We start from the raw sequence: 18,063 nt of genomic DNA, 5'->3' as shown, positions 1-18,063 counted from the left end.
AATCGCTGCTCAGTCGTCGAGGAACAATTTGAGCGCCTGACGCTTGAAGCCCGTACTGATCCGGTCCGTGTGACCGAGCTTGTCGGTCACCCCATGCGCCATCACGCCATCGGGCCCTTCGATGCGATACGCGGTATACGCCATCGGCTCGCCGGTATGCTTGTCGGTCAGTACGAACTGTTCGTCGAACAGCGGCTTGGACGAAGGCAGCTCCGGCGCATCGAAGCTGCCGTTGGCCGGGCCGCCGAGTTCTTTCGAACTGGCCTTGAACGACATCGTGCCCGGCCCATGGATCATGATGTTGCCGCCCTCGAGCTTGATATAGGCGCCCTGGGCGGTCAGCATCACGTGGTCTTTCGCGGCCACCGTCACGCTCTTGCCGACGCTGGCGACGGTGATGAGCTTGTCGGCCGTGAGCTTCGTCATGTCGGCGTGGCTTTGCACGCTCACCTTGCCGCTGGCGGCATGCAGTGCGATGCCGGTTTCCTTGTTGGGCTTGTCTGCCGCGTCCGCTTTACCGTAGGTGAACAGGCTGATCCCGTCTTTGACACCGCTGTGCCAGTCGGCCTGCGCAGCGATATTGATGTCCTGCCCGGCCGTCAGGCTGCTCGTGGCGCGGGCCGCGACGATCGCGCTGGCGGGCGTGACGGCCACGATGCCGGCCGGGGCCGACAGTTGCAGCTGCGGCTCGGCAAGGATCGCTGCCTGCCCCTGTCCGCCCGTGTCGCCTTCTCCCATCCCCGCTTCCGTGGCCTGCAGCACCTCGACACTGTGCTGCATTCCCACGAGCGCCGGCAGTTTCGCGGCTTCCGTTTCGCCCTGCAAGCGGGCATTGTGTTTCTGCGCCGTTTCCGCCAAAGACAGCTGCAGCCGCGCGCTGGACTCGTTCTGCGCCTGCGCGCCGCCTGAGTCGAGCTGGTGGCCGCTGCCACCGTTACTGGCTTCAGTGGACAGAAGCAACCCTCGCGCTGCACGCAGTGCGACACTGTGGGCGGTTTTCAGCTCGGCACCGAACCCGGCGGCACCGAGCCGCTGATTGTCCGTCTGGTGCCGCAAATGTCCCAGGTTCAGTTCCGCCGTTCCTTCATGCGGTTTCGCATGGCGCTGCAGGGCGATCCTCGGCTCGTTCGGGCTGTCGTCGAACACGAGCTGGCTGAACGCGCCGGTGCCGTCCTGGCTGCTTTGCATGGCCTGGCTCTTGATTCCCGACAGCGCCGCGGGATGCGCATGCGCGCCGCTCTCGCCCGGGAACCATGCCGGGGCGTTACCGGTCGCAGCGCCTGTGCCCTGTGCCACGCCGTTGTTCTGCGCATCGGCCTGGCCGGCGCCGTTATGCAGCGTGCCGATCACCACGGGCCGATCGATATTCCCTTCGAGGAAGTCGATCAGCACTTCCTGTCCTACGCGCGGCAACGCGTTGCTGCCCCAATTGGCACCGGCCACGGGGGCAAGCGGCGTGGCGACGCGTACCCATGTGCCGGACTGGTCGTCCGCCGGGGCGCCCGTGTGCCCTTCCGGCACAGGATGCTCCAGCCGGCTGTGGCTGGCACTGCCGCGCTGCCAGTGGAACTGGACCTTGATGCGATGGTCGCGGTCCGTGTGGATCACCGACCCGGCCGGGCCCACGACGATCGCCGTCTGTTGCCCGCGCACGAGTGGCCGTGGATGCAGCAGATGACCGCGTTCGTCCAGCCAGCTGCCGCGGTAAGGGGTGGCGGCCGGGATCGCGTCGATGCGGTTGCGATAGACGGGCCGCTCGCCCGCACCGCGTCCGACGGCATGCAGGCTCGACGCCAGATCGGCAAGGTTAGTCTTGCGCAACAGGCACTGACCCAACAGGCGCGTCAGTGCGCCGTCCGTGTCCGCGTTCAGGTTGTTGTGGGCCATATGGCACACGCGCACGATGGTGAAGCGGGCATCGTCGCCGCCGTCGTAGCTGCCGTGCTCCAGCAGCGTGAACGTGGTACCGGGCGCAAAGGTGCGCACCGTGCCGGCGCCGATAAAGGTTTTCTGTCGGGCCTGCAGTGCCTGCAGCTGTCGCTCGGCGATCCGCTCGCCCTGCTTGCGCGTCTGGTAGGCGTAGGCGCCGGGATGGTCGCGGCTGGTCAGCGTCGTGCTGCCGCTGGCGGCGCTGGCCACCTCGCGCAGGCTGCGCGAGCGATAGTCCCAGCTCGCCAGTTCGACGGCATTGGTCTGCAATACCGCCTGCATGCGCCATCGGTCGAGGCTGTCTTCGCGCATGACGGCGCCCGGCTGCGTAAAGCGCACTTCCGGCTGGGCATTTGCCGCGAACGCATCATTGTGATCGGCAATGACGAGCGTGTGCTTGCCCAGGCCGGCGCTGCCCGGATTGCCTTCGTGTTCAAAGAAACAGAACAGCCCTTCTTCACTCATCAGGCGCTCGACGAATGCCATGTCGCTTTCCTGATATTGCGTGGTGATGCTGCGGCGTGGATAAACTTCCGGATCCTGCAGATCGAAGCGCCAGGCCGGCGCCAATCGGCCTTTGCCGTCATAACCCTTGAATACCGCTTCGAGAATATCGATGACGCTTTTATCCTGGAATATACGGCTGTCGCGACCGATGCGCAGGAACGCTGTCCATGGTTCGATCACGAGCCTGTAACGGGCAAAGCCGCCGTTCGATCCCGTCAGCTCCGCGGCGGTAACGTGGCCATGGAACGGGCGCAATGCCTCGCTGCCAGTGAGCAGTTCCACGAGCACGGGCTGGCCGACCAGGGACTTGAGTGGAATCGCCGCGTCCAGCGACAGCGCGGACAATTCGAACCGGAATCCGCTGCCGATCGTTTCTTCGCCGCGCAGGGTTTCAGCCAACAACGACTGTACGCCGTTGGACGTGGTCAGCCTGATGACGCGCTGGTGCTGCGTAAAATGTCCTGCCAGTGCGCCGACGACTGTAGAGACCAATAAATCAACCGCACCCGACATCCCGCTCTCCCGGCAAGCAATAATAAAAAATAAATACTCTACATTATAAAACATGCTGCTTTGCAAGGCATATTTTTCCACGGATAAAATGGAATAATGTAACTCCTCAGCTGGACCTGCCGGGATCTGACATCTGACGGGAGATATTGCCCTGCGCCCGGCTTGCCACTCGGCCGAGCGAAACGGTCAGTTGTGGCGGGCACTGACGATGGCATGGCACTGCACGGGATCGGCGCTGCCGAAGCGGACCTGGCAGAACTCGGCGAATGCGGCGCGCTGCGGTGCGGTCATGGCGGCCAGCGGCACGATTTCCAGGCCGCGCCAGGCCGGGTTCTCGAAGCGCCATTGCAACGTAAGCCGCCGCTTGACGAACGGCTCCCAACTGACGCCCTGCTCGTGATCGCCGACGCGGCGCTCGACGCCGACCAGAAGCGACAGCAACGTCGCCAGTAGCACGACCAGGATGCCGTCGCGTCGCCTCGGCCCAAGCCGGACACCGGCAACGGCCTGCGCCGGCCTGCCGCTCATTTCCGGAACATGAGTGCCGAGCCGCGCTCCGTGTAGCCGCATTGCTTCGGCACCGACCGGCGCATCCGCTCATCCTGGAACGACATCCAGAAGGCCCGGTTCTGCCGCACGGGTGTGCTGAAGATGACGGTGCTGTCGTACGCGTACAGGATCATCAGCGGTGCCGTCTCCCTGCCCTGTTCGTCCTGCCCGCTGTAGATTTCCAGTTCCGCCTTGCCGTCGCCTTCCTCAAAGCCTGCGACGGCATGGCCGCTGCGCTGGTAGTCGCAGCCGCCACCGCTCTGGCGGAAGCGGAAGTCGAATGACGGCACGCCCCGGTTGTCGACCTGCCAGTTGCTCACCGACAGCGTACGGGTAACGGCGCCGTCATGCCGCGCCATCTTAACCGTGCCGGAGAACGCCACGGCGGCGCCGGCGGCGCCCAGCAGGACAGTCGACATCAGGGTTTTTATCATGGCTTACCTCGGCAATACGGCTAAAAGTTACATTTTACCAACACGCGGCGATCGCTCCACATTGCCGCGGCCTGCGCACCGTTGCTACAGCCAACCGCAACCTTCGCTACACTGCGGCCATGAACTCCACCGACACCGACCTGCACCCCCGTCCCCAGTGGCGCCGTCCGGAATGGCTGAGTCTTGACGGCACCTGGGAATTCGCGTTCGACGACGCCGACATCGGCCGCGCCGAAGGCTGGCACGATGGCCGGCCGCTGCCGCTGTCCATCGCCGTGCCGTTTCCCTACCAGAGCGAACGCTCCGGCATCGGCACGAAGGACATCCATGAAATCGTCTGGTACAGCCGGTCGTTCACGGTGCCGGAGCGGTGGCGCGAGCAGGACATCCTGCTGCACTTCGGCGCCGTCGACTACGTCACGGAAGTGTGGATCAACGGCCGGCTGGTGGGCCGCAACCGGGGCGGCCACGTGCCGTTTTCGTTCAACATCGCGCCGTTCCTGCAGGCGGGCGGCAACCGCCTGACCTTGCGCGTCGAAGACCGCCAGGACCCGTGCCAGCCGCGTGGCAAGCAGTCCTCGTCCGGCAAACCCGTGCGCATCTATTATTACTGCACGACGGGCATCTGGCAGAGCGTATGGCTGGAGCCCGTGCCGGCCATGCGGCTCGACGCCATGCGCCTCGTTACCGCCGATCAGGGTGGCGCGCTGGCGCTGGACGTGCGGCTGCATGCGCCGGCCGGCGGCTGGACGGTGGAACTGGACGTGCTGGCGTCGCTGGACGACGACGCGCCCGTCGTTGCCAGCGCCAGCGCCGATGCCGCGCGCGCCAGCGCGGGCCTGCGCGTGCAGCTGGACGGCGCACGGCCATGGTCCACCACCGACCCGCACCTGTACGGCCTGCGGCTGCGCCTCGTGCGGGACGGCGTGACGCTGGACACCGTGCAGTCGTACGCGGGCCTGCGCAGCTTCGTCGCGCGCGACGCCCACTTCCACCTGAACGGCCAGAAGACGTTCCTGCTGATGGTGCTGGACCAGGGCTACTGGCCCGATACGCTGCTGGCGGCGCCGTCGGACGACGCGCTGCGGGCGGACGTGGAATGGATCAAACGTCTCGGCTTCAACGCCGTGCGCAAGCACCAGAAGATCGAGGCGGAACGGTGGCTGTACTGGTGCGACCGGCTTGGCCTGCTGGTCTGGGAAGAGATGCCGAACGCGCGCAACTGGTCGCTCGAGGCGGAGGAAGCGCTGCTGGCCGAATGGGAGCGAGCCGTTGCGCGCGACCTGAACCACCCGTCCATCGTGGCGTGGGTGCCCGTGGTGGAAAGTTTCGGCTTCCCCGCCCTGCGGCGCCACGCCAGCCAGCAGGCGTTCCTGGAGCGGCTGGTGATGCGCACGCGCCGCATCGACCCCACCCGCGACGTCATCGACAACGACGGCTGGGAGCACACCAACCTCACCGACGTCTGCTCGATCCACGACTATTCGCAGCCGGCCGAGAAACTGGTGGCGCGCTACGCCGATACGCAGCGCACGGGCCAGCCGCCGGACAAGGGGTGGTACAAGGACAAGCCGCTGTTCCTGCCCGGCGGCAGCTACCGCGGCCAGCCCATCGTGCTGAGCGAAGTGGGCGGCTTCCTGATGCAGCCGGCCGGCGTGCCGGAAGCCGAGCGCGACCGCCTGTTCGACTACTACGGCAACGCCCGCACGACGGATGAACTGTGGCTGCGCTACCGCGACCTGATGGAGGGCATCGCCGGCCTGACCGCGCTGGCCGGCATCTGTTATACCCAGCTGATCGACGTGGAGCACGAGCAGAACGGTCTGCTGACGTACGACCGCCAGCCCAAGTTCGATCCGGACGCGCTGGCGGCGCTGCACCGGAAGCTGTTTTTTCCTGCCGGCTGACGCGGTGTGGATGATGGCGGAACAGCGTTACCAAAGCAGTACTACCTATTTACTCGAAGGAAATCTTTCCAAACGTTTCGTTGGTACGACGCCGACCTGCTACACTTGATTGTTTACCGAAAAACTTTTCCCTCTACGGAGACCGCATGAGCATGGCAACGACGGGCCACCTGGCCAGAATCCTCAACGACAACCAGGACGCCCTGCTGGAAGGTTGGCTGAGCGGTATGCTGTCCCGCATGGTACGGCGCGACAAGGCTGCCGAGGCGGATATCCGCCAGCACGCGGGCCGCTTCATTCCACAGGTCATCAAGGCGATCGAGAAAGCCCAGAGCTACGACTTCGACAGCAGCGCGTTTTCCGAAGTGCGCGCACAGCTTGCCGAGATGTCGGCCGCGCGCGTGCGCCAGGGCTTCTCGCCAACGGAAACGGCGCAATTCATCTTTGCGCTGAAAGAACCCGTGTTCGACCTGATGCGGACGGCGTTGGCGGCGGAACCGGCCGTGCTGGCGGCCGAGATGGCCGATACGGGCACGCTGTTCGACCGCATGGGCCTGTACACCGTGGAGGAATACCAAAAAAGCCGCGAGAACGTCATCCTGCGCCAGCAGCAGGAACTGCTGGAGCTGTCCACGCCCGTGGTACAGCTGTGGAAGGACGTGCTGGCGCTGCCCCTGATCGGCACGCTCGACAGCGCGCGCACGCAGGTCGTCATGGAGAACCTGCTGAACAAGATCATCGAGACCGGCGCCTCCATCGCCATCATCGATATCACGGGCGTACCGACCGTCGATACGCTGGTGGCCCAGCACTTGCTGAAAACCGTGGCTGCGGCGCGCCTGATGGGCGCCGACTGCATCATCAGCGGCATCCGCCCACAGATCGCGCAGACCATCGTGCACCTGGGCGTGAACCTGGAAGACGTGGTCACCAAGGCCACGCTGGCCGACGCCTTCCTGATCGCGCTCAAGCGCGTGGGTGCGACCGTGACGCGCACCGACACGGGCGCCTGAGACTACCATGGACCGCATTCCCATTCTGAAGATGGGTGACCTGCTCCTGGTCACCATCCAGGTCGACATGCACGACCGGCTGGCCATGACGCTGCAGGACGACCTCACGGGGCGCATCGTCAAGGACCGCGCCCGCGGCGTGCTGATCGACATCTCGGCGCTGGACATCGTCGACTCGTTCATCGGGCGCATGATCAGCAACACCGCGGCGATGGCGCGCGTGCTCGATGCGCGCACGGTGCTGGTCGGCATGCAGCCGGCCGTCGCCATCACGCTGGTGGAACTGGGACTGACGCTGCACGGCGTGCAGACGGCACTGAACGTGGAAAAAGGGGTCGCCCTTCTTCAACGGCAGACGGACTAACTACTTCGACAGGCGGCTTCCTTGAGCAATAACGACGTCGACGCGCTGGTGCTGCCGATCCGGTCCGACGAGGACGTGGTGCGGCTGCGCCAGTCCGTGCGCGAACACATGATCGCCGCCGGCTTCAGCCTGATCGATCAGACTAAGATGATCACGGCCGCCAGCGAGCTGGCCCGCAACACGCTGCGCTACGGCGGCGGTGGCGAGGCCCACATGCTGAAACTGACCAACGGCATGCGCCGCGGCCTCAGCCTCGCCTTCATCGACCATGGTCCCGGCATCGACGACCTGAAACAGGCGCTGACCGATGGCTTCACGACCGGCGGCGGCATGGGCCTCGGCCTGTCCGGCGCAAAGCGGCTGGCCGACGAATTTGAAATCGAATCCTCCCCCGGCAACGGCACCACAGTAAAGATCTGCAAATGGAAACCGTTCTAGCCTTCGATGGCCGGCAAACCTGCCATACGCTGGGCGATGCGAGTCAGATCGGCTCCGTGCGCCGCGCGGCGGCCGACCTGTGCGTCCGCCTCGGCTTCGACGCGACCGATGGGGGCGAGGTCGCCATCGCCGTCAGCGAGGCCGCGACCAATATCCTGAAGCACGCCGGCCACGGCAAAATCCTGCTGCGGCCCTTGCGTGCGGGCGCCGCCGCGGGGGTGGAAATCCTGGCGCTGGACAGTGGTCCAGGTATCGCCAACATGGGCGCCAGTATGGCCGACGGCACCTCCACGGCTGGCAGCTACGGTGTCGGCATGGGCGCCATGCGACGGCTCGCCGGCGAATTCGATATCTACAGCGCGCCCGGCAAGGGCACGGTCGTCATGATGGCGCTGTGGCAGAGCGGCGTGGCGCGGGCCGAACGGTCGCTGCACTGCGGCGCCGTGTGCCTGCCGATGCCGGGCGAGGACATCGCCGGCGACAGCTGGGCGCTTGCCACCGACCCGACCAGCGCCACCGTGATGGTGGCCGACGGCCTCGGTCACGGGCCGCTCGCCGCCGAAGCCTCGGAACTGGCGTGCAGCGTGGCCATGCGTACGCCCGAACAGCCCGCCGGCGTGGTCCTGGAAGACGCCCACGCCGCATTGCGCCCCACCCGTGGCGCCGCGGCGGCCGCCGTGCGCATCGACATGTTGCGCGATACGCTGGGATTCGCCGGCGTCGGCAATATCAGCGCGCACCTGATCCAGGGCGAGCAGCGACGCCAGCTCGTCTCGCACAACGGCATCGTGGGAAGCAATATGCGCAAGGTGCAGGAATTTCCCGCCCCGTGGCACAGTGACAGCATGCTGATACTGCATTCCGACGGCCTGGGATCGCGCTGGGACCTGGACAGTTATCCGGGCCTCGTCCACTGCCACCCGGCGGTGATCGCCGGCGTGCTGTACCGCGACTTCACGCGCGGCCGCGACGACGTCACGGTGCTGGTGCTGCGCGACCGCCAGGGGTGGACAGCATGAGCCTGCGCATTCTCAGCCTGTTCGTACGGGAGGAGATGGACGTGGTGGCGTCGCGCCAGCGCGCGCGCCAGATTGCGCTGCTGTGCGGGTTCGGCAACCAGGACCAGGCGCGCATCGCAACGGCCGTGTCGGAACTGGCGCGCAACGTTTACAGCTATGCGAACACGGGCCGCGTGGAGTTTTCCATCGAAGGCGAAACGGTGCCGCAACTGCTGGTGATCCGCATCGAGGACAAGGGTCCCGGCATCGGCGACCTCGACCTGATCCTGTCCGGGCGCTATCAGTCGCGCACCGGCATGGGCATGGGCATCCTCGGCGCGCGCCGGCTGATGGACCAGTTCGATATTCGCACGGCAGCGGGGGAAGGCACCGCCATCACGCTGAAAAAACTGCTGCCGCAGGACGCACCGCTGGTGACGCCGAAGGCGGTCGGCGCCATGGGCGCACAGCTGGCCGACATGTCGGCCAACGTGACGATGGGCGAGATGCAGCAGCAGAACCGCGAGCTGCTGGCGACATTGTCGGAACTGAAGACCCGCCAGGACGAACTGATGCAGCTGACCCGCGAGCTCGAAGACACCAACCGCGGCGTCGTGGCTCTGTACGCGGAGCTGGACGAAAAGGCCGACCACCTGCGCCGCGCCGACGAGATGAAGACGCGCTTCCTGTCGAACATGAGCCACGAATTCCGGACGCCGCTCAGCTCCATCCGCGCACTGTCTCGCCTGTTGCTGGAACGGGTCGATGGCGATCTGACGACGGAGCAGGAAAAGCAGGTGCGCTTCATCCTGAAGGGTGCCGAGTCGCTGACGGAGCTGGTGGACGACTTGCTGGACCTCGCGAAGATCGAAGCGGGCAAGATCGACGTGCGCCCGGTCACATTCGAGGTGGGCGAGATGTTCTCCGCGCTGCGCGGCATGCTGCGCCCGCTGCTGGTCAGCACAAAGGTCGAGCTGCTGTTCGATGAGCCGGAACAGCCGATCACGATGCTGACGGACGAGGCGAAGCTGTCTCAGATCCTGCGCAACTTCATCTCGAACGCGCTGAAGTTCACGGAAAACGGCCACGTGAAGGTGAGCGCCACGCTGCTGGCGCGCAGCGACAGCGTGCGCTTCGACGTCGAGGACACGGGCATCGGCATCGCCGAGGAACACCAGCACATCGTCTTCGAGGAATTCTCCCAGGTCGAGAACCGCCTGCAGCACAAGGCCAAGGGCACGGGCCTGGGCCTGCCGCTGTGCCGTCGGCTGGCCGCGCTGCTGGGCGGCTCGGTCAGTTTGCGCAGCACGCCGGGTCAGGGCTCCACGTTCTCGGCCACGATTCCGGTCGCCTACGACGCGATGCCCGATCCGCTGACGTTCCGCGCATCGCTGGCGCAGGACGACACCACCGGCATCCCCGTGCTGGTGGTCGAGGACGACCGCTCGACGATGCTGCTGTACCGCAGCTTCTTCCGCAACACGCCATATCGCGCGGTCTGTGCGCGCAGCATCTGGGAAGCGGAACAGGCATGGATGGCGCAGCCGCCGGCTGCCGTCGTTCTCGACCTGTATCTGCATGGCGAGGACAGCTGGCGCTGGCTGGCGCAAACCAAGAACGACGAGCGGCGCAAGCACGTCCCCGTCATCATCGCATCGGAGGTGGCCGACCGGCAGAAGGCTTTCTCGCTGGGGGCGGAAGCCTATATGGCGAAACCGGTCGTGCGCGACGAACTACTGGCGCAATTGAACGCATTGTGTCATGTACACTAGAGGCATCATGAAGGTATCTCCGCACCAATCCCTGATTCTCAATGTCGACGACACCGATGCCGCGCGCTACGCCAAGACGCGTATCCTGCAGCGCGCCGGTTTCAACGTTATCGAGGCAGGGAGCGGCACAGAGGCGCTGGAAAAGGCGCTTGCCGAGGGGCCGGACCTTGTCCTGCTGGACACCAAACTGCCCGACATCAATGGTTTCGAGGTCTGCCGCCGGCTGAAGCAGGACCCGCACACGGCCATGGTGCTGGTGCTGCAGACGTCCGCTTCCTATCTGGCGTCGCCCGACAAGGTGCGGGCGCTGGACAGCGGTGCCGACAACTACCTCTTCGAGCCGATCGAGCCCGACGAACTGGTCGCCAACGTGCGCGCGCTGCTGCGCCTGGGCCGCGTCGAGCGCGAGCTGCGCGACATGGACCGCCGCAAGGACGAATTCCTGGCCATCCTCGCGCACGAGCTGCGCAATCCGCTGGGACCGATCCGCAACGCCGTCGAGCTGCTGCGCAGCCTCGATCCGCACGTCTCGGCGGCCCAGGAGAACGCGCGCCGCGTCATTTTGCGCCAGACCGACCACATGGTACGCCTGGTGGACGACCTGCTGGACGTGTCGCGCATCTCGCAGGGAAAAATTGCGCTGCGCCGCACGCCTGTCGAACTGCGCACCCTGTTGCACACAGCTGTGGAAACGGCCGAGCCGAACGTCAGCATCCGCAAGCACAACCTGACGGTGACGCTGCCCGACCATGACATCTGGGTCGACGGCGACAGCGTCCGCCTGGCGCAGATCGTCGGCAACCTCCTGAACAACGCCGCCAAATTCACGCCACCCGGGGCCGTATCGCGCTGGCTGTCTCTGAGGAAGACGGCAACGCCGTCATCCGCGTGACGGATAACGGCATCGGCATCGATCCGGAACATGCCGCCTCGATCTTCGACCTGTTCGCGCAAGCCGGCCACTCGCCCGACCGCGTGCAGGACGGCCTTGGCATCGGCCTCTCGCTGGTGCGTACGCTCGTCAACCTGCACGGCGGCGACGTGCGGGCGAGCAGCGGCGGCCTTGACCAGGGTGCGACCTTCGAGGTGCGCCTGCCCGTTCTGCACGGCACGCCGCAAACCGCTGGCGCCAGTGCCGCGGCGGAGCCGGAGCGCCCGGCCGACACTTACCGCATCCTTGTGGTCGACGACAATATGGACTCAGCCGAAATCGTCTGCGCGCTGCTGCAGTTCGCAGGACACGAGGTGCACATGGCCCATGATGGCGCCGGCGCCATCGCGGCCGCGCTGCAACTGGCGCCTGACGTCATCTTCCTCGACATCGGCCTGCCGGACATGAGCGGCGTCGAAGTGGCCGAGGCGATGCGCCGCCACCCGCGCCTGGAAAAGACGGTCCTTGTGGCACTGACCGGCTACGGCCAGGACAAGGACCGCACCGGCGCCATGGCCGCCGGCTTCAACCGCCATCTGACGAAACCCGTCAACATGGAAACGCTGAACGAGACCGTGCGCACGCTGATGCAGCGGTAATACCGGCCACGCAGCCTGGCGGCAGGCGTGGTTCCGTGCGCCCGCAGCGGTTCCCGTCGCCGACGTTTGCCTCCCGCCCGCGCGCTCCTGCGCTAGAATGCCCCCGGTCTTTGTCATGAACGGCGGCGCTGGCGCTGCCATATTTCCGATCACAATGCGCAAACTTCATCTCAAGCTGCCCGGCGCCTGCCTGGCCGCTGCCCTGCTCCTCCCCGCACTGCCCGCAGCCGCCGCCACACCGATCACTCTCGACCAGGCCATGGCCAATCCCGACTGGATCGGCACGCCCGTCGAATCGGCGTGGTGGAGCTGGGACAGCAAGACGGCCTACTACAAGCAGAAGCGGGTCGGCTCGCCGCTGCGCGATACCTTCGTTGCCGGAGGGACGCCGCGCAAGGTCGGCGACGCCGAACTGGGGACCATCGATGCGCCCAACCTCGTCTACAACCGCGACCGCACGCGCGCCGTCATGGTACGCAATGGCGACCTGTTCGAGCGCGACCTGAAAACGGGCGTTCTGACGCAAATCTCCCGCAACACGACGCCCGCCAGCAACCCGCAATACGCCAGCGACGGCCGCTCCGTGCAGTTCCGCGTCGGCCACGACTGGTTCAGCTGGAACCGCGCCGAGCGCCTCGTCGCCCCCGTCGCACTGCCGCGGGCAATGAAGGATCCCGCTGCGGAATCGGACGAGGACTACCTGCGTGCCATGCAGCTGCGCCTGATCGCAACGCTGAAACGGCAGAAGGAAGACCGCGACGCCGGCCGCGCCCAGACGGAGGCGGAACGCCGCGCCGATCCAACGCGCGCGCCGACGCCGATCTACCTGGGCGAGAAGATCGTCATCGACGCCAGCGCACTGTCGCCGGACGGCCGCTGGCTGGTGCTGGCGACGTCGCCGAAACCGGCGGACAACGGCCGCGTGGGCAAGCTGCCGCGCTATGTGACGGAATCGGGCTACGAGGAATTCGACGACCAGCGCACCCGCGTGGGCCGCAACCTGCCGCTGGCGCAGACGTTCAGGCTGATCGACCTGCGCACGGGCCAGCTGCGCGATATCCCGCTGGATGCACTGCCGGGCATCGGCACCGATCCGCTGGCAGCCATGCGCGCGGCGCGCAAGCTGGACCCCGTCAAGGGCAACCGCGCCGTACGCCTGGACGACGACGAGGGCAACGGCATTGCCTGGAGCGGCGACGGTGCGCAGGTGGCGCTGTCGATCCGCGCCGTCGACAACAAGGACCGCTGGATCGCCACCGTCGACCTGGCCGCGGCGCGCCTGAAACCGCTGCACCGCCTGACGAACAATGCGTGGATCAACAACAGCTACAACGAATTCGGCTGGCTGCCGGACAACCGCACGCTGTGGTTCCTGTCCGAGGAATCGGGTTACTCGCACCTGTACACGCTGGGCGCCGATGGCCGCCAGCGCGCGCTCACGAGCGGCAAATGGGAGGCCACGCAAGTCAGCTGGAACAGCGACGGGACGGCCGCATGGGTCATGTGCAACCGCAAGACGCCAGGGCAGTACGAAGTGTGTGCCGTGTCGCCGAAAGACGGCAGCGTGCGCGAGGTCACCCAGCTGGGCGGCGGCGTGGAGGAGTTCACGCTGTCGCCGGACCAGCGCCGGCTGCTGGTGCGGTGGTCGTCGTCGTACGTGCCGCCCCAGGTGGCGATGGTGCCGGCCGCCGGCGGCGCAGCCGTCAAGTTGACCGATACCCGCAGCCTCGAATTCAAGGCGCGTGAGTGGATCATGCCGCAGTTCGTTGCCGTGCCGTCGACGCACGGTGCGCAGCCCGTGTGGGCGAAGTTGTACCGCCCGACGACGCTGGAGCCGGGCAGGAAGTATCCCGTCGTGATGTTCGTCCATGGCGCCGGCTATCTGCAGAACGTGAGCCATCGCTGGTCGAACTATTTCCGCGAGCAGATGTTCCACAACCTGCTGGTCGAGAAAGGCTACATCGTGCTGGACATGGACTACCGCGCGTCGAAGGGCTATGGCCGCGACTGGCGCACGGCGATCTACCGGCAGATGGGCCACCCGGAGCTGGAGGACTACGTCGACGGCGCGAAGTGGATGGCGGCGAACCAGCAGGGCGACATCGACCGCGTGGGGATCTACGGCGGCAGCTATGGCGGCTTCATGACGTTCATGGCGCTGATGCGCGAACCGGAGCTGTTCAAGGCCGGCGCCGCGCTGCGCCCCGTTTCCGACTGGACGTCGTATAACCACGGCTACACGGCCAATATCCTGAACACGCCGGACATCGATCCGGAGGCGTACAAGGTGTCGTCGCCGATCGAATACGCCGACCGCCTGAAAGGCCACCTGCTGATCGCGCACGGCATGGTGGACGACAACGTGTTCTACCAGGACTCGGTGCGCATGGCGCAGCGCCTGATCGAACTGAAGAAGGATCACTGGGAACTGGCCAGCTATCCGCTCGAGCGCCACGCCTACACCCAGCCGGAGAGCTGGTACGACCAGTACCGGCGGATCTACCAGCTGTTCGAGCGTACGCTGAAGTAAGAAGCGAGGACGGGCATCATGCGAATGGTGCCCTTCCCCGAAATCACTCCCCCAGCAGTTCCAGCAACGTCAGCGCCACCACCTTCGTCGCCCGCCGCAAATCCTCCAGCAGCAGCTTCTCGTCGGCCTTCTTGGCATTCGATTCCGGCACCGTCCGCGGACCGGCACCATACAGCACGGCCGGTATCCCCTTCTCGCCATACAGCCGCGCATCGGCATACAGCGGCGTACCGACGGCGGGAACGGCTTCGTCCAGCACGGCCTGCGCATGCTTCTGCAGCGCGGCCACCAGCTTTTCGGACCCCGGCAACGGGCGCAGCGCGTGCGACAGCAACAGGCGCCGGATCTCGATGCGGATGCCCGGCGCGTCCCGCACCGCATCCTCGATCAGCTTGCGCACCTGCGCTTCCACGGCGACGGGGTCCTCTTCCGGAATCATGCGGCGGTCCATCTTCATGACAACCTTGCCCGGCACGACGTTCGTGTTGGTGCCGCCATCGATGCGGCCCACCAGCATGGTCGGCGAGTCGATGCCTGGCACTTTCGACCTGATCTTCTTCAGCTCGGGCAGCTGGCCGTAGATCGCGTTCAGGATCCTGGTCGCCGCCTGCAGCGCATCGACACCCGTTTCCGGCATCGCGCCGTGGCCGGACTTGCCGTGCACGGTGATTTCCAGCTGCAGGCAGGCATTGTGGGCGGTAACGATGTTGTACGAAAAGCCGGCGGCAATGACCATGTCCGGCTTCGTCAGGCCCTGTTCCAGCAGCCAGCCCGGTCCCAGCAGGCCGCCGAATTCCTCGTCATAGGTGAAGTGGAGTTCGACACCGCCCTTCAATGGCACGCCCAGCGCCTCCAGGGCGCGCGTGGCGAAGATGTACGTGGCGAAGTCGCTTTTCGACACGGCGGCCGCGCGGCCATAGATGTAGCCGCCCTCGATCACACCGCCGTAGGGCGGATGTGTCCAGTTCTCGCCTGGCGGCACCACGTCGCCGTGGGCGTTCAGCGCCACCGTCGGCCCGCCATCGGCATACGGGCGACGCACGATCAGATTGGTGATGCTCTGCATCCCATAGTCGCGCACCAGCCCTTCCGGCACCGCGTGCTTTTCCGCCTGCCAGCCGAAGGCTTCGACGAGTTGCGCGACCGTGTCGGCGTGCGGCGCGTTGTTGCCGGGCGGGGTGTCGGTGGGTACGCGCAGCACCTGCTGCAGGAACGCCACCTCCTCGTCGAAGTGGCTGTCGATCCATGCATTGATCCGTTCGGTCCGTTCTTGTGCGTTCATGTCATTTTGCTCCGGCCGCGAACCACGCGGCGATGGTGGCGCGTTCCGCGTCCGTCATATTGGTGAGGTTCCCGATCGGCATGGCCTTCAGCTCGACGACCTGCTGGTGGATCTGCGCGGCGCGCTGGTGAACCTGGTCGGGCGTATCGAACGCGATGCCGGCGGGCGCCGTGGCAAAGCCGGGCTGCGTGGGTTTGGCCGAGTGGCACGACAGGCAGCGCTCGTGCATGATGGCGCGCACCTGCGCGAACTGCGCGGCCGGATCGGCGGCAGCCGCGGTAGCGGCGGGACGCGGCGGCGCAATGGCGACTGCGACGGCAAGCAGCAGTGCCACGCCGATGGCGGGATAACGCCATTCGATCCGGCCCTTGTGGCGCAGGTTGAAGAAGTGGCGGATAAAGACGCCGGCCGCCATGATGAACGCCAGCACCAGCCAGGCGTGGGCGTGCTGGTACGTCATCGCATAATGGTTGCTGATCATGATGAACAGCACCGGCAACGTGAAGTAGTTATTGTGGACGGAGCGCTGCTTGGCGCGGAGGCCATGGATCGGGTCCGGCTTGCCGCCCGCCTGCATCGCGGCCACCATCTTGCGCTGGCCGGGAATGATCAGCATCGCCACGTTCGCCACCATGATCGTGCCGATCATCGCGCCCACGTGGATGTACGCCGCGCGCCCGGAGAGCAGGTGTGTCAGCGCCCACGCCGCGGCCACCAGCAGCGCGAAGACGACGATGCCGAACCACAGGTCGTGCTTGCCCAGCGGCGAGCGGCACAGCAGGTCGTAGACGATCCAGCCGGCGACGAGGAAGCCCAGGCCGATGCCGACGGACTGCATTGCCGTGAGATCGGCCACGGAGCGGTCGATCATCATTGCCTGCGCATTGAAGTAGTAAGCGATCGTCAGCAGCGCGAACCCGGACAGCCAGGTGGAATAGGCTTCCCATTTGAACCAGTGCAGTTCCTTCGGCAGTTCGGCCGGCGCGACGAGGTATTTCTGCGGGTTGTAGAAGCCGCCGCCGTGCACCGCCCACAGCTCGCCCATCACGCCCTTCTTTGCCAGGTCCGACCCAGGCGCGGGCGGACGGATCGAGTTGTCCAGCCAGACAAAATAGAACGACGCGCCGATCCAGGCGATGCCGGTAATGATGTGCAGCCAGCGCACGAGGAGGTTGAGCCATTCGAGGCCATACGGGATCAGGTAGCCGAAGACTTCCATGTAAATCCTTTATTCGCAAGGTGGACCGGCTGGGACGGCCATAGCAATGGCAGTGTACAGAAGATAACGCCGCCGGGTTACGTCCACATGAATCTTCGCGTATATTCCACATATTCACGCTCATATAGAACAGCCGATGTCCGCCCTGCCGCAACACCTCGACCTGCACCTGATCCGCATCCTGTACCTGCTGCTGGTCGAGAAAAACGTGTCGCGCGTGGCGCTCAAACTGAATCAGCCGCAGCCCTCGATCTCGGCCTCGCTGCGCAAGCTGCGCGAGCTGACGGGCGACCCGCTGCTGGTGCGCGGCGCCCGCGGCATGGTACCCACGCAGCATGGCGAAAGCCTCCTCGAACCGGCCAAGCGCATTCTGGAAGAGACGGAGAACCTGTTCGTCAGGAAGACGCCTTTCGTGCCGCAGGAGGAGGCGCGCACTTTCCATATCGCCGCCCCCGACTATCTGGACAGCCAGTTCCTGCCGAACGTCGTGGCCCTGCTGCGCCGCGGCTCGCCGCGAAGCCGCGTCGTCATCCACAACCTCGGGCCGGGCATCGATTATGTCCGCCTGTTGTCGGACGGCGACATGGACCTCGTCATCGCCAACTGGGATGAGCCGCCGCAGCACCTTCACATCTCCAGGCTGTTTGAAGATCCGATCATCTGCGCGATGCATGCCGCCAGTCCGTATGCGAAGCGCACCGCCAGCGATGCGATGACGCTGCACGACTACCTGGCGCTGCCGCACGTGGCGCCGTCGCAGCTCGTGCCCGGCTATGGTGGTGTGATCGATGCCTTCCTGGAGCGCCAGAACCTGCGCCGCAACGTGGCGGTGGAGTCGGCATATTTCGGCCTGATCCCATACATGCTGACGCAGACGGACCTCGTGCTAACGACGGGCCGCCAGTTCCTGCGCTTCTACGAGAAGACGCTGCCTTTGAAAACCTTCACCGTGCCCGTCAAGTTCCCGCCGATGCGGTTCTACCAGCTGTGGCATGAGCGGGTGCATCAGGCGCCCGAGCATAAATGGCTGCGGGACCAGGTGACGGCGGCGGCGAAGGGATTGGGCGCCGGCTGAGCG

General features: G+C 65.8%; 15 protein-coding genes. 10 read left to right on the top strand and 5 right to left on the bottom strand.

Annotated elements, in window-relative coordinates:
• Positions 1–9 precede the first annotated feature (9 nt).
• The 3 genes from E1742_RS21630 to E1742_RS21620 form a co-directional block, all read right to left on the bottom strand.
• Positions 10–2,949 carry a type VI secretion system Vgr family protein gene (locus E1742_RS21630; RefSeq protein WP_134387191.1) on the bottom strand — a complete coding sequence of 980 codons (2,940 nt, stop codon included), beginning with the start codon at positions 2,947–2,949 and terminating at the stop codon, positions 10–12.
• 186 nt (positions 2,950–3,135) lie between these two features.
• Complete coding sequence (locus E1742_RS21625) at positions 3,136–3,477, bottom strand: hypothetical protein (RefSeq protein ID WP_134387190.1); 342 nt, start codon at positions 3,475–3,477, stop codon at positions 3,136–3,138.
• Positions 3,474–3,932, bottom strand: coding sequence for a hypothetical protein (locus tag E1742_RS21620; RefSeq protein WP_134387189.1), 459 nt, complete (start codon positions 3,930–3,932; stop codon positions 3,474–3,476). The genes E1742_RS21625 and E1742_RS21620 overlap by 4 nt, the downstream gene beginning before the upstream one ends.
• Before the next feature lie 119 nt (positions 3,933–4,051).
• Here E1742_RS21620 and E1742_RS21615 point away from each other — a divergent pair, with 119 nt between their 5' ends.
• The 9 genes from E1742_RS21615 (at position 4,052) to E1742_RS21580 (ending at position 14,484) form a co-directional block, all read left to right on the top strand.
• Complete coding sequence (locus E1742_RS21615) at positions 4,052–5,839, top strand: glycoside hydrolase family 2 protein (protein ID WP_134387188.1); 1,788 nt, start codon at positions 4,052–4,054, stop codon at positions 5,837–5,839.
• 146 nt (positions 5,840–5,985) lie between these two features.
• Positions 5,986–6,852, top strand: coding sequence for an STAS domain-containing protein (locus E1742_RS21610; RefSeq protein ID WP_134387187.1), 867 nt, complete (start codon positions 5,986–5,988; stop codon positions 6,850–6,852).
• Positions 6,853–6,859: 7 nt separating this feature from the next.
• Positions 6,860–7,216: an STAS domain-containing protein gene (locus E1742_RS21605; protein WP_134387186.1), complete on the top strand. Its 357-nt coding sequence runs from the start codon at positions 6,860–6,862 to the stop codon at positions 7,214–7,216.
• Between the two features lie 21 nt (positions 7,217–7,237).
• A complete protein-coding gene (locus E1742_RS21600) occupies positions 7,238–7,654 on the top strand; it encodes an ATP-binding protein (RefSeq protein WP_229466189.1) in 417 nt (138 codons plus the stop codon).
• Positions 7,639–8,673: an ATP-binding SpoIIE family protein phosphatase gene (locus tag E1742_RS21595; RefSeq protein ID WP_134387185.1), complete on the top strand. Its 1,035-nt coding sequence runs from the start codon at positions 7,639–7,641 to the stop codon at positions 8,671–8,673. The genes E1742_RS21600 and E1742_RS21595 overlap by 16 nt, the downstream gene beginning before the upstream one ends.
• A complete protein-coding gene (locus E1742_RS21590; protein ID WP_134387184.1) occupies positions 8,670–10,424 on the top strand; it encodes an ATP-binding protein in 1,755 nt (584 codons plus the stop codon). The genes E1742_RS21595 and E1742_RS21590 overlap by 4 nt, the downstream gene beginning before the upstream one ends.
• A gap of 7 nt (positions 10,425–10,431) precedes the next feature.
• Positions 10,432–11,316, top strand: coding sequence for a hybrid sensor histidine kinase/response regulator (locus E1742_RS26925; RefSeq protein ID WP_229466187.1), 885 nt, complete (start codon positions 10,432–10,434; stop codon positions 11,314–11,316).
• Positions 11,313–11,954, top strand: a complete 642-nt coding sequence (locus E1742_RS26920; RefSeq protein ID WP_229466185.1) for an ATP-binding response regulator — start codon at positions 11,313–11,315, stop codon at positions 11,952–11,954. Before E1742_RS26925 ends, E1742_RS26920 begins: the two co-directional genes overlap by 4 nt.
• A 154-nt stretch (positions 11,955–12,108) precedes the next feature.
• Positions 12,109–14,484, top strand: coding sequence for a S9 family peptidase (locus tag E1742_RS21580; protein ID WP_134387183.1), 2,376 nt, complete (start codon positions 12,109–12,111; stop codon positions 14,482–14,484).
• A 43-nt stretch (positions 14,485–14,527) separates the two neighbouring features.
• Here E1742_RS21580 and E1742_RS21575 read toward each other — a convergent pair whose 3' ends face one another.
• Together E1742_RS21575 and E1742_RS21570 are read right to left on the bottom strand one after the other, a co-directional pair.
• Positions 14,528–15,766, bottom strand: a complete 1,239-nt coding sequence (locus E1742_RS21575) for a M20/M25/M40 family metallo-hydrolase (protein ID WP_134387182.1) — start codon at positions 15,764–15,766, stop codon at positions 14,528–14,530.
• Between the two features lies 1 nt (position 15,767).
• Positions 15,768–16,985, bottom strand: coding sequence for a urate hydroxylase PuuD (locus E1742_RS21570; protein ID WP_134387181.1), 1,218 nt, complete (start codon positions 16,983–16,985; stop codon positions 15,768–15,770).
• Between the two features lie 136 nt (positions 16,986–17,121).
• Here E1742_RS21570 and E1742_RS21565 point away from each other — a divergent pair, with 136 nt between their 5' ends.
• Positions 17,122–18,060: a LysR family transcriptional regulator gene (locus E1742_RS21565; RefSeq protein WP_134387180.1), complete on the top strand. Its 939-nt coding sequence runs from the start codon at positions 17,122–17,124 to the stop codon at positions 18,058–18,060.
• The last annotated feature ends 3 nt before the right edge of the window (positions 18,061–18,063 follow it).

It is taken from the genome of Pseudoduganella plicata (assembly GCF_004421005.1).
Lineage (GTDB): Bacteria > Pseudomonadota > Gammaproteobacteria > Burkholderiales > Burkholderiaceae_D > Rugamonas > Rugamonas plicata.
Note: the sequence above shows the minus strand (reverse complement) of the source record. Positions and strands in the feature narration are given on the sequence as shown.

What these genes read in the sequence shown, in the direction of transcription:
- E1742_RS21630 (WP_134387191.1), bottom strand. Translation starts at nt 2,949, where the DNA reads ATGTCGGGTGCGGTTGATTTATTGGTCTCTACAGTCGTCGGCGCACTG.
- E1742_RS21565 (WP_134387180.1), top strand. Translation starts at nt 17,122, where the DNA reads ATGTCCGCCCTGCCGCAACACCTCGACCTGCACCTGATCCGCATCCTG.
- E1742_RS21605 (WP_134387186.1), top strand. Translation starts at nt 6,860, where the DNA reads ATGGACCGCATTCCCATTCTGAAGATGGGTGACCTGCTCCTGGTCACC.
- E1742_RS21595 (WP_134387185.1), top strand. Translation starts at nt 7,639, where the DNA reads ATGGAAACCGTTCTAGCCTTCGATGGCCGGCAAACCTGCCATACGCTG.
- E1742_RS21570 (WP_134387181.1), bottom strand. Translation starts at nt 16,985, where the DNA reads ATGGAAGTCTTCGGCTACCTGATCCCGTATGGCCTCGAATGGCTCAAC.
- E1742_RS21620 (WP_134387189.1), bottom strand. Translation starts at nt 3,932, where the DNA reads ATGATAAAAACCCTGATGTCGACTGTCCTGCTGGGCGCCGCCGGCGCC.
- E1742_RS21615 (WP_134387188.1), top strand. Translation starts at nt 4,052, where the DNA reads ATGAACTCCACCGACACCGACCTGCACCCCCGTCCCCAGTGGCGCCGT.
- E1742_RS21610 (WP_134387187.1), top strand. Translation starts at nt 5,986, where the DNA reads ATGAGCATGGCAACGACGGGCCACCTGGCCAGAATCCTCAACGACAAC.
- E1742_RS21580 (WP_134387183.1), top strand. Translation starts at nt 12,109, where the DNA reads ATGCGCAAACTTCATCTCAAGCTGCCCGGCGCCTGCCTGGCCGCTGCC.
- E1742_RS21625 (WP_134387190.1), bottom strand. Translation starts at nt 3,477, where the DNA reads ATGAGCGGCAGGCCGGCGCAGGCCGTTGCCGGTGTCCGGCTTGGGCCG.
- E1742_RS21590 (WP_134387184.1), top strand. Translation starts at nt 8,670, where the DNA reads ATGAGCCTGCGCATTCTCAGCCTGTTCGTACGGGAGGAGATGGACGTG.
- E1742_RS26925 (WP_229466187.1), top strand. Translation starts at nt 10,432, where the DNA reads ATGAAGGTATCTCCGCACCAATCCCTGATTCTCAATGTCGACGACACC.
- E1742_RS21575 (WP_134387182.1), bottom strand. Translation starts at nt 15,766, where the DNA reads ATGAACGCACAAGAACGGACCGAACGGATCAATGCATGGATCGACAGC.